Here is a 19,653-nt window from a genome sequence, read left to right as displayed (position 1 = left end):
TCCGTTGCGGCCCTATTGGCACAGGCGCCAGCCATTCTTGCGGCTCTTGACGTCCAGATGCAGATGATCGTCATGTGCCTCGTTCGAGCCCGGCCCAAGAACCGTCGTGAAATAGAGACAAGCGGTTGCCCGAGCGCTGCGCTGGAAGGCCTCGAACCGGTCGCCGGTATCCTCGCGCGGCTGAACCGGCAGCGGGTCGGAATTGTCGAACAGGAACGCGGCAATATCGATCGCATTGCCGAGCGCATGTTCAGAGAGTTTCGGGCGCTTCTTACCCGTTCCGGCCCGTGCGCGGCAGCTATAGGTCGATCCCAACCGCAAACCCGTCAAGCGGGGAGAATCCGGCAGGGTCGCCGCTGCGGGGCGCAGGAAATCGCGTGCCCAGAAACCAAGGGCGCGCGCCGTGTCGCAACGCATCTCTGCCCCGCCTTCCAGTTCCAGTCCGGGCAGGATCTCGGTCACGCGTAGCGGTCTCGCGATGCCGCAATCGGAATCATCCGGGTCGGTGATCGGCGGAATTTCCTCGTAAACACTGCCAAGCAGCGACAGCGCCAGACGGCAAGAGGCATATTCCTGATCGGTTTCCCGCAAATCCTTCCATGCGGGCGGTCCGGCCTCTTCGACCGGTTTCGCAGGTTCACGCGGTTTGGCTGGCTCCGACCTTTCCTCCGGTTCACTGGGCGGTGCCGGTGTGTCGCTCTCCGGCCGCGCGGGAGGGCGCGTATCGCTGCTGATCGGGGCAGCATCCTCGATACGTTCGGGGGGTGTTTCCTGTGCAATTGCCCCCGAACCCGTAACGAGCACAAAACAGGCTAGGATCGGCCAGAATTGCCTCACTGTGGTTGAACCGGGGCAGGCGGGACGATGTCGGATTCCGGGATCGCGTTGGAGAGCGCTTCGCTCAGCAGGTCGTCGACGGGGTTCTGCGTTGTCGCCGGCGCGAAACCATCCGCCTCTTCCTCGCTGGTATTCTCATAAACCGGCTGTGTACCCGCAACCGGAGCCGGAGCGCCTGCCGGTTGAGGCTGTCCGACCGGTGGCAAGGGCGCCGTGGACTGTTCGGTCGCAGCGGATATTCCGGCGGGCTGGTTGCCCCGCGCCGTGGCCGTGCCTGTCGTCGCCATTTCTGTCGTCATCGTCGTGTCAGCAGTTGCCGCCGACCGGCCGAGCCATGCCGGGCGGGGCAAGGGCGCACGCGCCGACAGGGTTGGCTTGGCCGTCGTAACAGGTCTTGTCACCGCTGCACTTGCTGCCGTCGTCGCCGTCGCGACAGCCGTCGCGGGGATCACACCCTCTGCGGGTGCAATCTGCCCACCGGTGACATCTGCGATGGTGACGCCGGGTTCCAGGAACTCGACCTTGGTCTTGCCGGGTATCACCATACCCGCCAGCTCGCGCGCGTCCCAGTTGGTCAGCCGCACACAGCCATTGGACTGGTTGCGGAACAGGCGGGACGGGGTCGGGGTGCCGTGGATGCCATAGGTGGGTTTCGTCAGGTCGATCCAGACATTGCCGACCGGCCCGTTCGGTCCCGGAGGAACGATCAGCGCCTTGTCGTTATCGCCCTGCTTGAAATTCTTCTCGGGATTATAGGTGTAGTTCGGGTTCAGTGCGACCGTGACGACGGTGTGGTGCCCCGAGGGCGAGGGCGTCGCATCCGATCCGACGGTTGCCGGGTAATCGACGATCATCTCACCATCCGCATCATAGGCGGCCACGCGCCGGGTCGCCTTGTCGACGATGATCCGGGTGACCTTTGTCTTGATCGGCTTGGCAGGAGAGATGACCTTGATCGTCGCACCGGGCACCAGGGCCGTGCCGGGGTTGAGGAAGGCGATGAATTTCTCGTCCATGTGAAACCGCTCGCCCAGTTTTTCCGCCACGCTGGTATAGGCCATCGCGGACATCTGGGCCTTTTCGGCATAATCGCTTGGAATGGCATCGACCAATCCCTGCGCGTCCTCTTCGGTGATCGTGTAATCCATTGTCTGCGGCTGTGCCGCATAGGGCAGAAGCAATTGCCAGACTTGCGGGTCCATCCGGCCATCGATGGGCAGGCCGGCGCGGCGCTCGAACGCCATGAGGGCGCTTTCGCTCATCCCTCCCTTGTATCCGTCGATCACCCCCGGAGAGGTTCCGGATCGATCCAGAAGGACTTGCACCTTGGCAGTCAGGGGAGATTGCCCCGCGGGCAGGTCGCCGCCCTGATAACTCGCGGCTTCGATATCGGCGGCGGAAAACCCGGATTTCCCGTCTTGTCCAAGCGCCGGAACTGCAGCGAACATGGCCATGATCAGAGCCAGTGAAGTCCGATAGGGGCGAAAGGGCATAAATCTCTCCATCAATATTCCGTGCAGTCTCCACTTTCCGATGGCCGAAGGCCAGATGGGCTGGATTCAATTTTCGGTCAGTCGCGCGTTGCCGCCCAGGGGAACCGCTGCTATGCCGGGCAGCATTGTCGAGGAGGGACAAACTGAAATGAGCCCGGCCATGCTTGGCTTCATCGGAATCATCGCGCTGTTGGCGTTGCTGGCACTGCGGATTCCGGTTGCCCTGGCGACAGGGGCGGTCGCGATTGTCGGTTTCGCGCTGTCGGGAGGGCTGTCCGGCGCCGGATTGACCCAAGGCGTCGCGACCATCCCGGCGATTCTGCGGGAGTTGTTGCAACTTGACGCCATGGCGATGGTGGCGCTGTTCGTGGCCCTGGGCAACATCGCCTTCTATGCGGGAATTTCGACACGGATCTACGACGCCGCGCAGGTCTGGCTGCGGCGTGTGCCGGGGGGAATGGCAATGGCAGCTGTGCTGGGGTGCGGCGGTTTCGCGGCGCTATCCGGCTCGTCGGTGGCCTGCGCCTCGACCATGGGCCGGATTTGCGTGCCCGAGATGCTGCGGCACGGATATGATCCCAAGCTCGCCACATCCTCGGTTGCGGTCGGCGGCACCCTGGGATCGCTGATCCCGCCCTCGATCCTGTTCATCCTGTATGGCCTGCTGACCGGTCTGCCGGTCGCCAAGCTGTTCATCGCCGGGCTCTTGCCGGGGCTGCTCTCATTGGCGGGCATGATTGCAGTGATCCTCTGGTGGGTACACGAAGAGCCCGGAATCGCCCCGAAACCCGCCCCGGCCAAGGCAAGCCGGACCGAGGCGACCCTGGCGTTATGGCCGCCCGTCACCTTGCTGGCGATCATCATCGGCGGGCTGTATTTCGGCCTGTTGTCGCCTTTGGCAGCCGCGGGGTTCTGCGTGGGCCTGGCCGTGATGATCGGCGTGCTGGATCATCGGGTGTCGATGGATGTGCTATGGATCGTCCTTCGCGACACCGCCGTGCAAAGCGCCTCCTTGCTGCTGATTGTGGCGACCGCGACTCTGTTTCTTGGTTTCGTCGAACAGACCGGCATCGGGAATGCGGTTGCGGAATGGGCCCGTATCAGCGGTGCACCGGCGCTGACGGTTATCGCCATCGCGGCGGTTATCTGCCTGATCCTGGGCATGTTCGTCGAGCCGTTGGGAATACTTGTCCTGGTCTTGCCGATCATCTTGCCGCTGATGCAGGCCTACGGGATGGATCCGATCTGGTTCGGCGTAATTCTCGTCAAATTGCTGGAAATCGCCCTGATCACCCCACCCGTCGGGCTGAACGTCTTCGTCATTGGCAGCGTGACCCGGGATGTCGCCGTCGATCAGATATTCGCAGGGGTTGCGCGCTTTCTTCTGGTCGATGTGCTGGTGCTGGCGGTGCTTATTCTGTTTCCCGTTCTGTCGACCTTGCTGCCTTCCTCGATGGTGCCATAGATCGGGACCATGGGGGCGGCCAAGCGTCGGGGCTGCGGCGGTTTTCAGCGCAATTATGGGGATATCCCCGTATTTTCTATTCCGCAAGCGGCTGATAAAGCCGGACCGTCCATGATCGGGGAATCGCGATGAGTGTGCAGAGTACCGAGCCGACAGGTCCGGGCCGTCTGACCGGGACCAGCACCGCATGGAGCGTGCTGCTGGCGATCAGCCTGTGTCACATGGTCAATGACGTGATGCAGTCGATGTTGGCGGCAATCTATCCGCTGCTGCGCACGGAGTTCTCGCTGTCCTATACGCAGATCGGCATCCTGTCGCTTGCATTCCAGATCACGGCCTCGCTCTTGCAGCCCGCCGTCGGGATGGTGACGGACCGGCATCCGCAGCCGAGATCGCTCTCCCTCGGGATGGCCTCGACCTTTTGCGGAGTGCTGTTGCTGGCATTCGCGCATCAATATTGGGTCCTGTTGACCGGGGCGATGCTGATCGGGATCGGTTCGGCGATTTTCCATCCCGAAAGTTCCCGGGTGGCACGGCTTGCCTCGGGCGGGAGATTCGGCACCGCGCAATCCTTGTTTCAGCTCGGTGGAAATTTCGGTCAATCGCTCGGGCCGCTGCTGGCAGCCTTCATCGTCGTTCCCCTAGGCAGGCCCGCCGTAGCGTGGTTCGCGGTTGCCGCAGCATTGGGCGTCGCGCTGCTCTACCAGGTCGGCAACTGGGCCGAAGGGCGCAGGCGCGCCTCTACCGCACAGCCGGACACCACGTTGCGACTGCCCCGAAAACTGGTTGTCCGGGCAATCATCGTGCTGGCGGTGCTGACCTTTACCAAGAATATCTACAGCGCCGCGATGCTCAGCTATTTCACCTTCTTCACCATCGAGAAATTCGGCCTCGGCCCGCAAGGGGCACAGCTGATGCTGTTCCTGTTTTTGCTGGGCATGGCCGCGGGCGTCATGCTGGGCGGTCTCGTCGGAGACCGGGTCGGTTCGCTGAAGGTCATCTGGTTCTCGATCCTTGGGGTGCTGCCCTTCACGCTGGCATTGCCGCATGTGGGACTGATTCCGACCGGTATCCTGTCGCTGGTGATCGGGCTGGTCCTTGCCTCGGCATTTCCGGCCATCGTCGTGTTCGCGCAGGAACTCGTTCCAGGCCGCACCGGCATGGTGGCCGGGCTGTTCTTTGGGTTTTCCTTCGGCATGGGCGGTATCGCCGCCGCAGCGCTCGGAGTCCTGGCAGACGCGCAGGGGCTGCGGCTGGTCTTCCTGCTTTGCTCGGTGCTGCCTGTGTTCGGCATATTGACCATCTTGCTGCCAAGGCAGGATGAACTCGCAGGCTGATGGTGCGGAACCCGGTCTTTTTCCATATCAGCCCCGACCAATGTGGCGGGGCACGTCTGGCGCGGCTATTTTCCCTCAACGGCTACGAGGCGATTTGCGACGAGAAGGGAAAGCTGGCCGAGGATATCGCTTGGGCGCAGATGAGTGGGCAGGTCCCGCTGCGTGACTGGCCGGAGGCCCGGTTGTTCACCGGCCTTTATCGCCTGCAGCCATGGTGGAGGCCGCCGCTGGAGAGCTGGCGCAGCTTTGCCTTCCTTCGCCAGCATTTTCCCGATGCACGTTTCATCCTGACGACGCGGGACATGGAAGCATGGCTTCTGGATCGGATGACTGCCGCGAATGGTGCGGCGGCAAAGGCATATGCGGCGCATTGGCAGGTCGAAGAGGGCGAGATACCCGACCTGTGGGCGCGTGACTGGCAAGCCCATCTTGATGCGGTCGAGACATATTTCGAAGATGATCCCGCATTGATCCGGGTGGATACGAAAACCGAAAGGCTCGATGATCTCCGTGGGCGTCTCGAGGAATTCCTGCCGATGCCACGGTCTCCCAAGCGTCCCGGCTGGCACTATCCTGCCGGTCCCGGGCTGGAACAGATGCTCTTGCGCATACTTGATCCGGCACCGGAATCGCCCCGGCAACAGGCCGAGGCGTTTGTCGGGGACGTGGCCGAATTTTGCCTGCGCGGGCGCTGTCACCCGGCAACGAACGAGTTGAACGGCACCTCTCCGTTTTACGGTGAATGGGATGGTGGTCCACGGGTTTTCAACCGGGCTGGCAAGCCGCATCCTTTCGCCATCGGTCCGCAGCCCGGAAGCAACAATGACATCGCAATCGCCCGTCCAGGCCTGAGCTTCAAGGAACGCCGCGCAGAAGGGGTCATCAACGATATTCTTCGTCTCGGGCGCCGCGACCCGGTGAATATCGATATGGAGGATGCGCGCTGGATCGGCGCCTCGCATCGGAAGCCGCTTGGCAAACCGGTATTGTGCCACAATCGCAGGGAAGGCGCCCGGAACCTGGTTCTCTGGCCGCTGCCCGAGCAGATGGGGCCCGGTTTCCGCGGCTACGAGACCCCCAGCCCCGACAATATCCCGTTCGAGGATAAAGAGGATCGGCTTGTCTGGCGCGGCATGATCTCGGGGAACGAACGTCGCGAGGGTGTCAGGCCCGGCCCGTCATCGCTGCGTTTCCTGCGCAGGCTCGAGGAGGCGGGAGATGATCCGGAGGCGCGGGAAGAGGCATGGCAAGGGCTGTGCCGCACCTCCCGCATGGCGTTCATCCGCCGCTGGTTTGATCATCCCGATTTCGACATCGGCATCGCGATGGCCTGGGCTTTTCGGCAATTCGCGCGTGATCCGTTAATCGCGCCCTATTGTACCAGCCGCAAGGGACCGGCCTTTTTCCATGGTTTCCGTTACCAGCTATGCATGACAGGCTACGATCACGGATCGAATTTCATCCAGATGATCAACAGTCAGTCGGTGCTGTTGAAGGAAGAGGATGGCTGGGAAGTCTATTATTCCGGTCGCTTCAAACCGTGGAAACACTATATACCGGTTCAGAGATATTGCGACGACATCGCCGAGAAACTCGCATGGGCGCGCGAAAATCCTAATGAATGCAAAGAGATGTCCCGTGCGGCCCGGGAAGAGGTTGCGTTACTTGCGGACCCGGTTCTGATGCGTGCGATCAAGGGGCGCATCCTCGACGGGCTGGCTTCGGCAGGATAAACCCTGCCCGGAGGAGGACCGATACATGACCACGATCAAAGCCGAGCCGATCACCGCAGAGGCCTTTGCCCCTTTCGGGGAACTGCTGACCCCGAAGACGGCGCCCGACAAGCTGATCAACGAAGGGCGCTGCGAACGGCATCATGCACTTGCCACTGTCGAGCGGGGCGGTGGCGAGGCGATCATCTCGATCTTCCGTTCCGAGCCGGTCAGCCTGCCCTATGACTGCGCGATGCTGGAACGTCACCCTTTGGGCTCTCAGGCCTTCATGCCACTTGGACCGGATGACTGGTTGTCGGTCGTCGCACCCGACGAGGATGGCCGCCCCGGCGCGCCGCTGGCCTTCCTGGTGCCCGCGGGCATGGGCGTGAACCTGAGGGCGGGGATCTGGCACGGCGTGTTGACCCCGCTGGACCGTGCTGCCGAGTTTCTTGTCGTGGACCGCGAGGGAGATGGCGTGAATCTCGAAGAGGTCGATATCCCCACCGTCACCATAACCGCATGAGCCTGCCGGATTTCAGCTTTGAACAGGCTGCCATGGCGCGTGGCGCCCGTCGTGTTGCGGGCGTCGACGAGGTCGGGCGCGGTCCGCTGGCCGGTCCGGTCACGGCGGCGGCGGTCGTGCTGGAACCGGGCAACATCCCTGATGGGCTGAACGATTCCAAGAAACTGACCCCGGCGCGGCGCGAAACGCTTGCCGAATGGGTCATGACCCATTGCGACTGGTCGGTGGCCCATGTCAGCGTCGAAGAGATCGACCAGTTGAACATCTATCACGCCTCGCATCTGGCCATGTGCCGTGCCGTGTCGGGGCTGCGTATCCGGCCGGATCATGTCCTGGTCGACGGCAACAGAATCCCCAGCGATCTGGCCGTTCCCGCCGAGGCCGTGGTGAAGGGTGATGCCCGTTGTCTGAGTATTGCGGCGGCCTCGATCGTGGCCAAGCTGTTGCGCGATCGCATCATGGTGGATTTGGCGCAACAATATCCGGGCTATGGCTGGGAGGCGAATGCGGGCTATCCGACTCCGGCTCATAAACAGGCGCTTCTAGATCTTGGGGTGACCCCTCATCATAGACGTTCGTTCAAGCCCGTCCACAATATCTTGTGTAAAGATAAAACCGCAAGCAATTGATTCAAAAAAGAAATTGACGGCGAATCGCGTCTGAATCATCTTAGAGGGCATACCAGACCGGGCAAATCCGGCAACCCAGAGGCTCGAGAGATGATGAAGATCAAAGACAAACGCGCGGCTGCCGCGCGGCCCCTTCCGCTGAACCAGATTCTGGCGGGTGACTGTATAGAGCTCATGAATTCGCTGCCCGAAGGCAGCGTAGATCTGATCTTTGCCGATCCGCCCTATAATTTGCAGCTTCGTGGCGATCTTCTCCGTCCCGACAATTCCAAGGTCGATGCCGTCGATGACGAATGGGACCAGTTCGCGGGCTTTGCCGCCTATGACAAGTTCACCCGCGAGTGGCTGGCCGCTGCCCGCCGCCTGCTGAAGCCTGACGGGGCGATCTGGGTGATCGGTAGCTATCACAATATCTTCCGCGTCGGGGCCGAGCTTCAGAATCAGGGCTTCTGGATCATGAATGACGTGGTTTGGCGCAAGTCCAACCCGATGCCGAATTTCCGTGGCAAGCGCCTGACCAACGCGCATGAAACCATGATCTGGGCCACCAAATCCGATGCCTCGAAATATACCTTCAACTACGAGGCGCTGAAATCGCTGAACGAGGGCGTGCAGATGCGCTCGGATTGGGTGATTCCGATCTGCAATGGCGGCGAGCGATTGAAGGACGGCAAGGGCGACAAGGCCCATCCGACCCAAAAGCCCGAAGCATTGTTGCACCGTGTTCTGATAGGCACCACCAATCCCGGTGACGTTGTGCTGGACCCGTTCTTCGGCACCGGCACGACCGGTGCGGTGGCCAAGATGCTGGGCCGCGATTTCATCGGTATCGAACGCGAGGATGCCTATCGTGAGGTTGCTGAAAAGCGTCTTTCCCGTATCCGCCGTTTCGATGCAGATGCGCTGACCACCACCAAGGCCAAGCGTGCCGAGCCACGCGTGCCTTTCGGTCAGGTGATCGAGCGTGGCATGCTGCGCCCCGGCGAACAGCTTTTCTCGATCGGCAACCGCCACAAGGCCAAGGTCCGTGCCGATGGCAGCCTGATCGGCAATGACGTCAAGGGCTCGATCCACCAGGTCGGTGCGGCGCTGGAAGGCGCGCCTTCCTGCAATGGCTGGACCTATTGGCATTTCCGTCGCGAAGGCAAGATGATCCCCATCGACATCCTGCGCCAGCAGATTCGCGCCGAGATGGCGGGCGAGGTTTCCCGCCCCAACTGAGTTTCACAACAGTTTCGCCGAGTTCCGGCCGCCAGTTAGCGGTCGGAACCGCCTTGCCCCGCCATGTCTGATTGGCGGGGCCTTTTATGTTGTCCTGTCCGGGTAACCCGAGCTTATCCGGCCGCTTTCTTGCTGGCGGTTTTTTTCGCCGCCGGTTTCTTGGCTGTGGTTTTCTTGGTGCCCTTGCTGGCCGGTTTCTTCGCGGCTTTCTTGGGCGATTTTGCGGCCTTGGCGGTGATCAGCTCGAGCGCTTGCTCCTTGGTGATATCCTCGGGCGAGAGGTCGCGGGGCAGGGTCGCGTTGATCTTTTCCCATTTGACATAGGGGCCGTAGCGCCCGTTCATCACCTGGATGGACCCGCCATCCGGATGGTCGCCAAGCTCTTTCAACGGTGCGGCGGTGGTGCGTCCGCGCGTCTGCTTGGCCGCCAGAACCTCGACTGCGCGATTCATGCCGACGGTGAAGACTTCGTCAACTTCGGGCAGATTGGCGTATTTGCGGCCATGCTTGACATAGGGGCCATAACGCCCGATGCCCGCCTCAATCAGCTCGCCATCATCGGGATGCGGACCGACGGGGCGGGGCAGGGACAGAAGCCGCAACGCCTTTTCCAGGTCCATCGCGGCCGGATCCCATCCCTTGGGGATAGAGGCGCGCGGCGGTTTCGGCACTTCCTCGGTCGCCTCGCCGCGCTGGACATAGGGGCCGAAGCGACCGGTTTTCAGGCTGATTTCGTCGCCATCGTCATGACCGAGCACTCGGTCGCCTACCGGTTCCTCGCCATTCGGGGCAGAGAGCGGGCGGGTATAGCGGCATTCAGGGTAGTTCGAACAACCGATGAAGGCCCCGCCCGAACGCGCGGTCTTCAGGTTCAGCCGGCCTGCGCCGCAAAGCGGGCATTCGCGCGGATCGCCTCCGTCGGCGCGGGGAGGATAGAGATGCGGTGCCAGCGCGTCGTCGATGGCGTCCAGCACTTCGCTGATGCGCAGCTCGGACGTGCCTTCCAGCGCCTTGGTGAAATCCTTCCAGAACCGGCCCAGGACGTCGCGCCACATTCGGTCGCCAGCGCTGATCTCGTCCAGCTCGTTCTCCATGTCGGCGGTGAAGTCATAGCTGACATAGCGCGGAAAATACTTAACCAGGAATGTGGTGACCAGACGGCCCTTGTCCTCGGGAATCAGGCGGTTCTTGTCCTTGCGGACATATTCGCGGTCCTGGATCGTGGTGACGATGCTGGCATAGGTCGAAGGTCGGCCGATGCCCAGTTCCTCCATCCGCTTGACCAGCGTGGCCTCGGTATAGCGGGGCGGGGGCTGGGTGAAATGCTGGCGCGCGGCGGTCGAAGCCGCCTCGTTCATCAGCAGGCCGGGCGCGGCGCGATGCCCCGCAGGTGCCTCGGGGGCGGGTTCGGCCTTTTCCTGCGCCTTGGTGAACTCTGAGGCGAAGGCGTTTGACACCAGCTTCGCCGCCTCGCCCTCGGAAATGGCGGGCAGGCGGGCACTGTCATCGCCCTCGTCATCGTCGCGGCCTTGATCGTAAACCTTCAGAAAGCCGTCGAAGAGCATCACCTGACCGGTGGCGCGCAGCCCGACCTGCCCGTCGGGGCTGGCGATCTCGACCGTGGTGCGTTCCATCCGCGCGGCCTCCATCTGGCTGGCGATGGTGCGCTTCCAGATGAGGTCATAAAGCTTGCGCTGATCCTCTGCCGTCACACGCAGCTTGTCCGGGGACGTCATCATGTCGGTCGGCCGGATACATTCGTGAGCTTCCTGCGCGTTCTTGGCCTTGTTCTTGTACATGCGCGGCGATTTCGGCAGGTATTTCTCGCCGAACTTCGCCTTGACCGCGTCGCGGGCGGCCATCACCGCCTCCGGGGCCATGTCGATGCCGTCGGTCCGCATATAGGTGATCAGCCCGGCCTCATACAGCCGTTGCGCTGCCGACATGCAGGCCCGCGCGCCAAGGCCCAGCTTGCGGCTGGCCTCTTGCTGCAGGGTCGAAGTCATGAAAGGCGGCCACGGGTTGCGGCTGGCGGGCTTGGCGGTGACACCGGTCACGCCGAGGTCGCGGGAGGCGACGGCACTGACGGCCATGGCGGCCTTTTCCGCGTCGGCGAGATCGAAGCGTTCCAGCTTGGAGCCAGCCAGCGAAACCAGTTGTGCGTCATATTCCGCCCCTGCGGGTGTCGCCAAGCGAGCATGGACGGACCAGTATTCGCGGGGCTTGAACGCCTCGATTTCCATCTCGCGATCGACGATGATGCGCAGGCTGACCGATTGCACCCGGCCTGCCGATTTCGCGCCGGGCAGCTTGCGCCACAGCACCGGCGAGAGGTTGAATCCGACCAGGTAGTCCAGCGCGCGCCTGGCCAGATAGGCATCGACCAATGCCTGGTCGATTTCGCGCGGCTGCTTCATCGCCTCGGTGACGGCGGCCTTGGTGATGGCGTTGAAGGTGACTCGGCTGACATCCTTGCCGCCCTTCAACGAGGTCTTCAGCGCTTCGAGCAGATGCCAGCTGATCGCCTCTCCCTCGCGGTCGGGGTCGGTGGCGAGGATCAGGTTGTTATCCTCTTTCAGCGCATCCTTGATCGCCTTGAGATGCTTTTTGCTGTCGGAGGCGACTTCCCATTTCATCGCGAAGTCCTGCTCGGGATCGACGCTGCCATCCTTGGGGGGCAGGTCGCGGACATGGCCGAAACTGGCCAGCACGCGATAGTCACCGCCGAGATATTTCTCGATGGTTTTGGCCTTGGCCGGGGATTCGACGACGACAACGGGCATAGGGACCTCGGAGCGAGCTTCAATGGGGCGGCAACATGGGTGGCCGGAGCGGCACTGTCAACGGCCCGTGGTCAGCGGCAGGATTTCAGGAGCGGTGCGCCAGTTCGATCAGGTTGCCGTCCGGATCGCGCAGATAAAGCGATATGACTGGCCCGGTGGCGCCGGTTCGCGGGACCGGGCCTTCCTCGACTGCTATGCCCGCCTTGCTCAATCTTGCAGCGTTATCTTGCGCTGTTCCCTCGACCAGAAAACACAGATCCGCTGAGCCGGGCAGGGGCGCGTGTGCCTTGGGCTCGAATTCGTGACCGGCGCGATGCAGGTTGATCTTCTGCTGACCGAAATGCAGCGCCTTACGATTCTCGCCGAACTCGCGCAGTTCCATGCCCAGCAGGTTTTCATAGAATTCGACCGTACGCGCGGGGTCGGCAACCGTGAGGACCAGGTGGTCGAGCGCGGTCGCTTTGATCATTGCCAAAATTCCGGCTCCCTTAGAATGCGGTTCAAGCAATCCCCGATCCTGTCTCATCGGTCAACTCCTGTTTCAGAGCCGCGCGATTCGCCCGCCTGCCAGGCGCATCAGGCTGCCTTGCAATTCCAGCGCCTGGATCGCCGCATTGACGGTTGAAGCAGGAAGGCCGAGATCCCGGATGAGGTCGTTCTCTTCGAGGGGGCTGGGGGTCAGTCGCGAAAGAATGCGTGCTTCGAGCGAGGCGGGACCGCCGCAGTCCCGCGCATTGCCCGGTCGAAGCGGTAGGGCATTCATGGGGGCAACTTCATCATGCGAAGGAGGGATGTTCCCTGCCCGAACAGGTGCGGGGTCTCGACGGCTCTGCGCCAAAAGGGCCTCGGCCACGTCGGCAGCGCTGCGGACCAGTTGTGCGCCGTCACGGATCAACTGATTGCAGCCCGCCGCCCGGGCATCCATCGGATGACCGGGTATCGCCATGACTTCGCGCCCCTGATCCAATGCACATTTCGCCGTGATCAGGGTGCCGGACCGATATGCCGCTTCGATCACAACGACTGCCTGCGACAACCCGGAAATGATTCGGTTGCGGGCCGGGAAATGCCGGGCCGCTGGTTTCATCCCTGGAGGCTGCTCGGAAATCAGCGCACCTTTTTCGGCAATTTCGGCTGCCAGAGATGCATTTTCGGCCGGATAGATCTCATCGACTCCACCTGCCAGTACCGCGACGGTTCCGGTCGGCAGTGCCGCGCCGTGAGCAGCGGCATCGACCCCACGCGCCAGCCCGGCAATGACTGTATGCCCCGCTTCGCCCAGCCCTGCTGACATTCCGCGCGCCATGCGCAGCCCCAGTGACGAAGCGTTGCGCGCCCCGATCACCGCGGCGGGATTATGCGCCAGCCAGGCTGGATCGCCGCGCAGCCACAGCACGGCCGGAGCGCCTTCGATCTGCCGCAGTGCTTGTGGATATAGGGGCGAGTCATGACGGATAAGTTGTGCGCGAGCCTTGCGTCCGGCACGCAACTCGGCTGCCGCTGTGGCCTCGGAGCAAGGGGCGTAATCGCGAACGCCCGCGGCTGCCGCGATTTCCGGCAATGCCTCCAGCGCGGCGGCTGCACTGCCATGCTCGTTGAGCAGCCGGTGGAATGTCGTCGGCCCGACCCGGCGGGAGCGGATGAGACGGAGATAGGCAAGATCGTCGTCCGCCACGGCCCGTCGGGGGGGAGGGGGGCCAAAAGAAACGAACCCGGTATCCATAGCCTGCCTCTGCCTCATCCTGAGACAGGCATAACCGGGAAGGATTTAAGGAATCATGAACGCCGGGAGACTGGCCGCATGAAAATGTCAGTTAGCCGAGCCTCCGACGGTCAGGCCGCCGATCATCAATGTGGGCTGGCCGACGCCGACCGGCACCCATTGCCCCTGCTTGCCGCAATTGCCGATGCCCGGATCAAGCGTCATGTCATTGCCGATCGCCCGGACATGCTGCAACGCTGTTGCACCGTCGCCGATCAGCGTCGCACCCCGAATCGGATCGCCGACTACGCCGTTCCTGACGCGATAGGCCTCGGTGCAAGAGAAGACGAACTTGCCGTTGGTGATATCGACCTGCCCGCCGCCGAAGCCCACGGCATAGATGCCGTCCTTCAGATCCGAAAGAATCGCGGCAGGATCGGCATTGCCTCCGGGCATATAGGTATTGGTCATGCGCGGCATGGGGGCATGGGCAAAGCTTTCGCGGCGGCCATTGCCGGTCGGGGCCACGCCCATCAGCCGGGCATTCTGGCGATCCTGCATGTAGCCCACCAGGATCCCGTCCTCGATCAGGACATTGCGTGCCGGGGGCGTGCCCTCGTCATCCACGCTGAGGCTGCCGCGGCGGTCGGGGATGGTGCCGTCATCGACAACGGTCACTCCGGGCGCGGCGACCTGCTGGCCCATCAGTCCGGCGAAGGCCGAGGCCTTCTTGCGATTGAAATCCCCTTCCAGCCCGTGACCGACAGCCTCGTGCAGAAGAATGCCGGGCCAGCCGGGGCCAAGGACAACGTCCATCACCCCCGCCGGGGCGGGGACCGAGCGCAGGTTGACCAGCGCGATGCGCAGCGCCTCGTCCACGGAGGCCTGCCAGTGGGACGGTTCCATCAACCCGTCGAGCGAGACGCGCCCGCCGCCGCCGAAACTGCCGGATTCGCGGCGGTCGTTATTCTCGACGATGACTGCGACATTCAGTCGCGCCATCGGGCGGATATCGGTGACCAGCCCGCCCTCGGGACGCAGGATCGCCACCTCCTGCAAGGAGGACGCGATGGACGCGGTGACCTGCACCACGCGAGGGTCCTTGCCGCGGGCGTAATCGTCGATTTGCCTCAAGAGATCGATCCGGCGGGCGATGGGGATGCCGTCCGCAGGATCGATCGCAGCATAGAGATCGCATGCGTGCATCGGTGCGGGATCGGCCCAGTTTCCTCCGCCTGCGCCGACGGCGAGACGGGCCGTCCTGGCTGCGCGGCGCAGCGATTCCTCATTGATTTCCGTGGAGTGGGCATAGCCAGTCACCTCGCCTCGTACGGCGCGCAGGCCAAAACCCCGGCTGGCGGTGTAACCGGAATTGCGCAGCCGCCCGTCATCGAACACCAGCGTTTCGGCGGTACTCCGTTCAAGAAACAGCTCGCCGTCATCCGCGCCTGCGACGGCGTCGCGAAGGATGCCAAGGGCCTGTTCGCGGTCCAGATGCTGGGTGAACGGGTCGAAACGGTCACGAGTCATGGTTGGGCAACTCCGTTGGTGCGGGCTGTGTGATAAGAGGGCTACAGAGCGCACCGGCCCCGAAATTCGCTTCTAATTCCCATGTATCACTTGCCCGAGAGGTCGAGATATGGTCATAGAACGGACAATGTGAAAGGGAAAGGGGCAGCCTTGTGCGGCCCTTGCGGCCATTTTGGCCTCACCAAACGCGACGGGATGGAATGATGGCAAAAGCGTTGATTCGGCGTGCAGCAGGAGCAGTTACGGGCCTCGCAGGGGCGGGAATGGTGGCTGGAACGGCTCTGGCACAAGATGTTCTGGGCGAGCTTCCGGTGATCGGCAAGCCGATCGCGAAGGGCATGGGCTTCCAGCCTGCCTCGACCGAACTGGCGCGCGATCAGCAATGGCTGGATCATTTCGTGCTGATCATCATCACCCTGATCACCATCTTTGTTTGTGGGCTGCTGCTGATCGTGATCTTGCGCTACAACAGCCGCTCGAATCCCGTCCCCGCCAAGTTCACCCATAACACCCCGGTCGAGATCGTCTGGACATTGGTGCCGGTACTGGTGCTCGTCGTGATCGGCGCCTTCTCGTTGCCGGCCTTGTTCCGCAGCCAGGAAATGCCGCCGAACCCGGATGTCGTGATCAAGGCCATCGGCAACCAGTGGTACTGGTCCTATGAATATCCCGATAACGATCTCAGCTTCGATTCGATCATGCTGACCAAGGAAGAACTTGCCGAGAACGGATATAGCGAGGATGAATACCTGCTTGCCACCGATACCGAGGTTGTTGTCCCTGTCGGCAAGACCGTGCTGGTGCAGGTGACGGCCAATGACGTGATCCATGCCTGGACCATTCCCGCATTCGCCGTGAAGCAGGATGCCGTGCCCGGTCGGATCGCGCAGCTCTGGTTCAATGTCGAACAGGAAGGCGTCTATTTCGGCCAGTGCAGCGAATTGTGCGGCATCAACCACGCCTATATGCCGATCGTCGTGAAGGCCGTTTCGCCCGAGAAATACATTGCCTGGGTTGAAGAGCAGGGCGGAACCCTGACCGAGGAAGAACAGACGGCATTGCTGGAATCCGAAGCCGAAGCCAAGGTCGAACTGGCCGTGGCCAACTGATCCGCCATTACAGATACGCGCAGGAATGATTGATACCCACGCATATGACAGTGCCCCCGAGGCGGAATTTCGCGATTATGTCGCGTTACTGAAGCCTCGCGTGATGTCGCTGGTGGTGTTCACGGCCTTTGTCGGGCTGTGGGTGGCGCCGGTTGCCGTGCATCCATTCGTGACGTTCTGTTCTGTTCTGTTCATTGCCCTGGGCGGCGGGGCCTCTGGCGCGCTGAACATGTGGTATGATGCCGATATCGACGCGGTCATGCACCGCACGCGAAAGCGCCCGATCCCGGCGGGCCGGGTGACGGGCGGCGAGGCGTTGGGACTGGGGCTTGGCCTTGCCCTTATCGCGGTGATGATGCTGGGCCTCTCCGCGAACTGGTTCGCCGCTGGCTTTCTCGCCTTCACGATCTTTTTCTATGTCGTCATCTATACGATATGGCTGAAACGCTGGACCCCTCAGAATATCGTCATAGGCGGTGCGGCAGGCGCCTTCCCTCCGATGATCGGTTGGGCCTGCGCGACCGGGGGCATCAGCATCGAATCCCTGCTGATGTTCGCGCTGATATTTTTCTGGACACCACCGCATTTCTGGGCGCTCGCGCTGTTCATGAAGGAAGACTATCACAAGGCCGGCGTACCGATGCTGACCGTGACCCACGGCCGGGCGATCACGCGCCGCCACATCTTCGGCTATACACTGGTTCTTGCGCCATTCGCGATCTGGCTGGGACTGACCTCGGTCGGCGGGCCGATCTATCTCGCCGTGGCCATCCTGCTGAACGCGATGTTCATCTGGGGCGGCTGGCGTGTCATGCGCCGTGACGAAGAGACAGCCATCGCCGATGATTATGCCGTCGAGAAGCGGGTCTTCAAATTGTCGCTTTATTACCTGTTCCTGCATTTCCTTGCACTACTGGTCCAGAATTGGGTGGGAACATGGTGACGTCGATACAAACCGAACATGAACTTCACCGCCGCCGCCGCTCGCGCAATGTGGGGTTGGGGCTGGTGCTGGCCGGTTTCGTCGCGCTGGTCTTTGGCCTGACGGTGGTCAAGGTCCGGCAGGGCGACATGATGGAAGCATATGATCACCAGCCGCGCGTTTCGATCACACCGCAGGAAGAACCGGTAGCCGAAGAAGAGGTGAGCGAATGAGCCGCGAATCCCGCACCGTTCTGGGCTTGGTGGGCGTCGTGCTGACGATGGGCGCGCTGGCTTGGGCGGCAGTGCCCTTCTATAGCTGGTTTTGCAGCGTCACCGGCTTTGGCGGCACCACGCAGGTTTCGACCGCCGCGCCCGACGAGGTGTTGGAAGAGGTCGTCCGGGTCCGTTTCGATGCCAATGTGGACGAGGATCTGGGTTGGACCTTCCGCCCGATGCAGGCCAAGATGGATGTCAAGATCGGCGACAACGCGATGGCCTATTACGAGGCCGTCAACAATACCGACGAGACGATCACCGGCACCGCCAGCTATAACGTCGCGCCCGAGGTGGCGGGATATTATTTCAGCAAGATCCAGTGCTTCTGCTTTACCGAGCAGACTCTGAAGCCCGGTGAACGGGTCGAGATGCCGGTCAATTTCTATGTCGATCCCGATCTTCTGGAGGATCGGGATGCAAGCTGGGTGCGGGACATTACCCTGTCCTACACTTTCCACCGGACCGAGCCGAAGCAGGCCGCGCTTGACGCGGTCCCGGCGAATAACGTCAACTGATCTGAGGAGCCGACGGGGACTCACATATGGCGCACGCAAAGAACCACGACTATCATATTCTTCCGCCCTCCATCTGGCCCTTCATTGGCGCGGTTTCGGCCTTCATCATGCTGTTCGGCGCCGTGATGTGGATGCAGGAACGCGGCCCCTGGATGTTCCTGATCGGCTTTACCGGCGTCCTCTATGTCATGTATAGCTGGTGGGCCGACGTGATCCGCGAAGGCGAGACTGGCGATCATACTCCGGTCGTTCGCATCGGGCTGCAATACGGCTTCCTCCTGTTCATCATTTCCGAAGTGATGTTCTTCGTCGCCTGGTTCTGGAATTTCATCAAGAACGCGATGTACCCGATGGGCCCGGAAAGCCCGCTCAAGGATGGTGTCTGGCCGCCCGAAGGGATCGTGACCTTCGATCCCTGGCATCTGCCCTTCATCAACACGCTGATCCTGCTGCTGTCAGGCGTCGCCGTGACCTGGGCTCACCATGCCTGGGTGCATGAGGGCGACCGCAAGACCACCATCAACGGCCTGATCGTCGCGGTTGTGCTTGGCGCATTCTTTACCGTGCTACAGGCCTATGAATACAGCCATGCGCAGTTCGGCCTGTCCGACACCGCCTATGCCGGGGCGTTCTTCCTGGCGACCGGTTTCCACGGTCTGCATGTCATCATCGGGACGATCTTCCTGCTGGTCTGCCTGATCCGCTTCAATAAAGGGCAGATGACCCAGGAACAGCATGTCGGATTCGAGGCTGCTGCATGGTATTGGCACTTCGTCGATGTGGTCTGGCTGTTCCTCTTTGCCGTGATCTATATCTGGGGAAGCTGATCTCCCCACCGGTAATAGCGTGACGCGCGGGTCGAATTCCCGCGCGTTTTCATTTGGGTTTTGCCCGCATCGAAGGCTTTCCATCTCCCATGCGCCGCTATCTCTTTCCCCTGATCCTTGGCGTGGTCGGCTGTGCCATCCTGATCGGCCTTGGCATCTGGCAATTGCAGCGGATGGCGTGGAAAGAGGGGATGCTGGCCGAGATCCAGGCGCAGATCGACGCCCCCGCCATGCCCTTGCCCGCGCAGGTCGATCCATCGATGAAATACATGCCGGTCACGGTCAGCGGGACCACGACGGGCGACGAGATCGACCTGCTGTCCCATACCAAGGAGCAGGGCGGCGGCTACCAGGTCGTCTCGCGCTTCATCACCGATGACGGGCGGGAGATCATGGTGGACCGCGGCTTCGTCCCGCAAGAGGCGCGTCATCTCGAACGTGGCCCGGTCCGGCTGAACGTCCGCGGCAACCTGCACTGGCCGGACGAGAAGAGCGGCTCGACCCCGGCGCCGAACCTTGACGAGAATATCTGGTTCGCCCGCGATGTCCCCGCCATGGCCGAAGCGCTCGAGACCCAACCTGTCCTTGTCGTCGCCAGCTTTGTCGAAGGCGATGCGCAAGGGGTTGAGCCCATCCCCGTCGCCATCGAGGGGATCCCGAACAACCACCTGTCCTATGCCGTGCAATGGTTCATGATCGCCGCTGTATGGGCAGGGATGACAGCCGCGCTGATCTGGCGTATCAGGCAGCGGACATATTGAAGGATC

General features: G+C 62.2%; 18 protein-coding genes. 12 read left to right on the top strand and 6 right to left on the bottom strand.

Annotated elements, in window-relative coordinates; all coding sequences use genetic code 11:
- Positions 1–12 precede the first annotated feature (12 nt).
- Positions 13–837, bottom strand: coding sequence for an extensin-like domain-containing protein (locus JHX88_RS16755; RefSeq protein WP_076524768.1), 825 nt, complete (start codon positions 835–837; stop codon positions 13–15).
- Complete coding sequence (locus JHX88_RS16750) at positions 834–2,330, bottom strand: L,D-transpeptidase family protein (RefSeq protein WP_076524766.1); 1,497 nt, start codon at positions 2,328–2,330, stop codon at positions 834–836. The genes JHX88_RS16755 and JHX88_RS16750 overlap by 4 nt, the downstream gene beginning before the upstream one ends.
- A gap of 148 nt (positions 2,331–2,478) precedes the next feature.
- On the opposite strand from JHX88_RS16750, the gene JHX88_RS16745 reads away from it, so the two are divergent.
- The 6 genes from JHX88_RS16745 (at position 2,479) to JHX88_RS16720 (ending at position 9,220) form a co-directional block, all read left to right on the top strand.
- On the top strand, positions 2,479–3,795 hold the full coding sequence (locus tag JHX88_RS16745; RefSeq protein WP_076524999.1) for a TRAP transporter large permease: 1,317 nt from the start codon (positions 2,479–2,481) through the stop codon (positions 3,793–3,795).
- A 128-nt stretch (positions 3,796–3,923) separates the two neighbouring features.
- The gene (locus JHX88_RS16740; RefSeq protein WP_076524764.1) at positions 3,924–5,132 is read left to right on the top strand and encodes an MFS transporter; all 1,209 of its coding nucleotides are present in this window, start codon (positions 3,924–3,926) and stop codon (positions 5,130–5,132) included.
- Positions 5,132–6,865, top strand: a complete 1,734-nt coding sequence (locus JHX88_RS16735) for a glycosyl transferase family 90 (RefSeq protein WP_076524762.1) — start codon at positions 5,132–5,134, stop codon at positions 6,863–6,865. Before JHX88_RS16740 ends, JHX88_RS16735 begins: the two co-directional genes overlap by 1 nt.
- 25 nt (positions 6,866–6,890) lie before the next feature.
- A complete protein-coding gene (locus tag JHX88_RS16730) occupies positions 6,891–7,370 on the top strand; it encodes an ureidoglycolate lyase (RefSeq protein ID WP_076524760.1) in 480 nt (159 codons plus the stop codon).
- Positions 7,367–7,999 (top strand): ribonuclease HII, encoded by a 633-nt coding sequence (locus JHX88_RS16725; protein WP_076524757.1) that lies wholly within the window; start codon positions 7,367–7,369, stop codon positions 7,997–7,999. The genes JHX88_RS16730 and JHX88_RS16725 overlap by 4 nt, the downstream gene beginning before the upstream one ends.
- 93 nt (positions 8,000–8,092) lie before the next feature.
- Complete coding sequence (locus JHX88_RS16720; RefSeq protein ID WP_076524997.1) at positions 8,093–9,220, top strand: site-specific DNA-methyltransferase; 1,128 nt, start codon at positions 8,093–8,095, stop codon at positions 9,218–9,220.
- A 113-nt stretch (positions 9,221–9,333) separates the two neighbouring features.
- On the opposite strand, the gene topA is transcribed toward JHX88_RS16720, so the two are convergent.
- From topA to tldD, 4 genes are all read right to left on the bottom strand, one after another.
- Positions 9,334–12,003, bottom strand: a complete 2,670-nt coding sequence (gene topA / locus JHX88_RS16715) for a type I DNA topoisomerase (protein WP_076524755.1) — start codon at positions 12,001–12,003, stop codon at positions 9,334–9,336.
- An 85-nt stretch (positions 12,004–12,088) separates the two neighbouring features.
- Positions 12,089–12,511 carry a VOC family protein gene (locus tag JHX88_RS16710; protein ID WP_336389886.1) on the bottom strand — a complete coding sequence of 141 codons (423 nt, stop codon included), beginning with the start codon at positions 12,509–12,511 and terminating at the stop codon, positions 12,089–12,091.
- A gap of 33 nt (positions 12,512–12,544) precedes the next feature.
- Positions 12,545–13,678, bottom strand: a complete 1,134-nt coding sequence (gene dprA, locus JHX88_RS16705) for a DNA-processing protein DprA (protein ID WP_272848074.1) — start codon at positions 13,676–13,678, stop codon at positions 12,545–12,547.
- Between the two features lie 135 nt (positions 13,679–13,813).
- Entirely contained in the window at positions 13,814–15,235 is a 1,422-nt protein-coding gene (gene tldD / locus JHX88_RS16700) for a metalloprotease TldD (protein WP_076524749.1), read from the bottom strand.
- Between the two features lie 200 nt (positions 15,236–15,435).
- On the opposite strand from tldD, the gene coxB reads away from it, so the two are divergent.
- From coxB to JHX88_RS16670, 6 genes are all read left to right on the top strand, one after another.
- A complete protein-coding gene (gene coxB, locus JHX88_RS16695) occupies positions 15,436–16,344 on the top strand; it encodes a cytochrome c oxidase subunit II (protein WP_084202995.1) in 909 nt (302 codons plus the stop codon).
- A 25-nt stretch (positions 16,345–16,369) separates the two neighbouring features.
- The gene (gene cyoE, locus JHX88_RS16690) at positions 16,370–17,287 is read left to right on the top strand and encodes a heme o synthase (RefSeq protein WP_076524747.1); all 918 of its coding nucleotides are present in this window, start codon (positions 16,370–16,372) and stop codon (positions 17,285–17,287) included.
- Positions 17,281–17,499, top strand: coding sequence for a hypothetical protein (locus tag JHX88_RS16685; protein ID WP_076524745.1), 219 nt, complete (start codon positions 17,281–17,283; stop codon positions 17,497–17,499). Before cyoE ends, JHX88_RS16685 begins: the two co-directional genes overlap by 7 nt.
- Entirely contained in the window at positions 17,496–18,059 is a 564-nt protein-coding gene (locus JHX88_RS16680; RefSeq protein WP_076524743.1) for a cytochrome c oxidase assembly protein, read from the top strand. The genes JHX88_RS16685 and JHX88_RS16680 overlap by 4 nt, the downstream gene beginning before the upstream one ends.
- 26 nt (positions 18,060–18,085) lie before the next feature.
- The gene (locus JHX88_RS16675; protein WP_076524741.1) at positions 18,086–18,886 is read left to right on the top strand and encodes a cytochrome c oxidase subunit 3; all 801 of its coding nucleotides are present in this window, start codon (positions 18,086–18,088) and stop codon (positions 18,884–18,886) included.
- An 89-nt stretch (positions 18,887–18,975) separates the two neighbouring features.
- On the top strand, positions 18,976–19,647 hold the full coding sequence (locus JHX88_RS16670) for an SURF1 family protein (protein ID WP_076524739.1): 672 nt from the start codon (positions 18,976–18,978) through the stop codon (positions 19,645–19,647).
- Positions 19,648–19,653: the final 6 nt, after the last annotated feature.

The organism is Paracoccus saliphilus (assembly GCF_028553805.1).
Classification (GTDB): Bacteria; Pseudomonadota; Alphaproteobacteria; order Rhodobacterales; family Rhodobacteraceae; genus Paracoccus; species Paracoccus saliphilus.
This window is presented reverse-complemented; position numbering and strand designations above follow the sequence as displayed.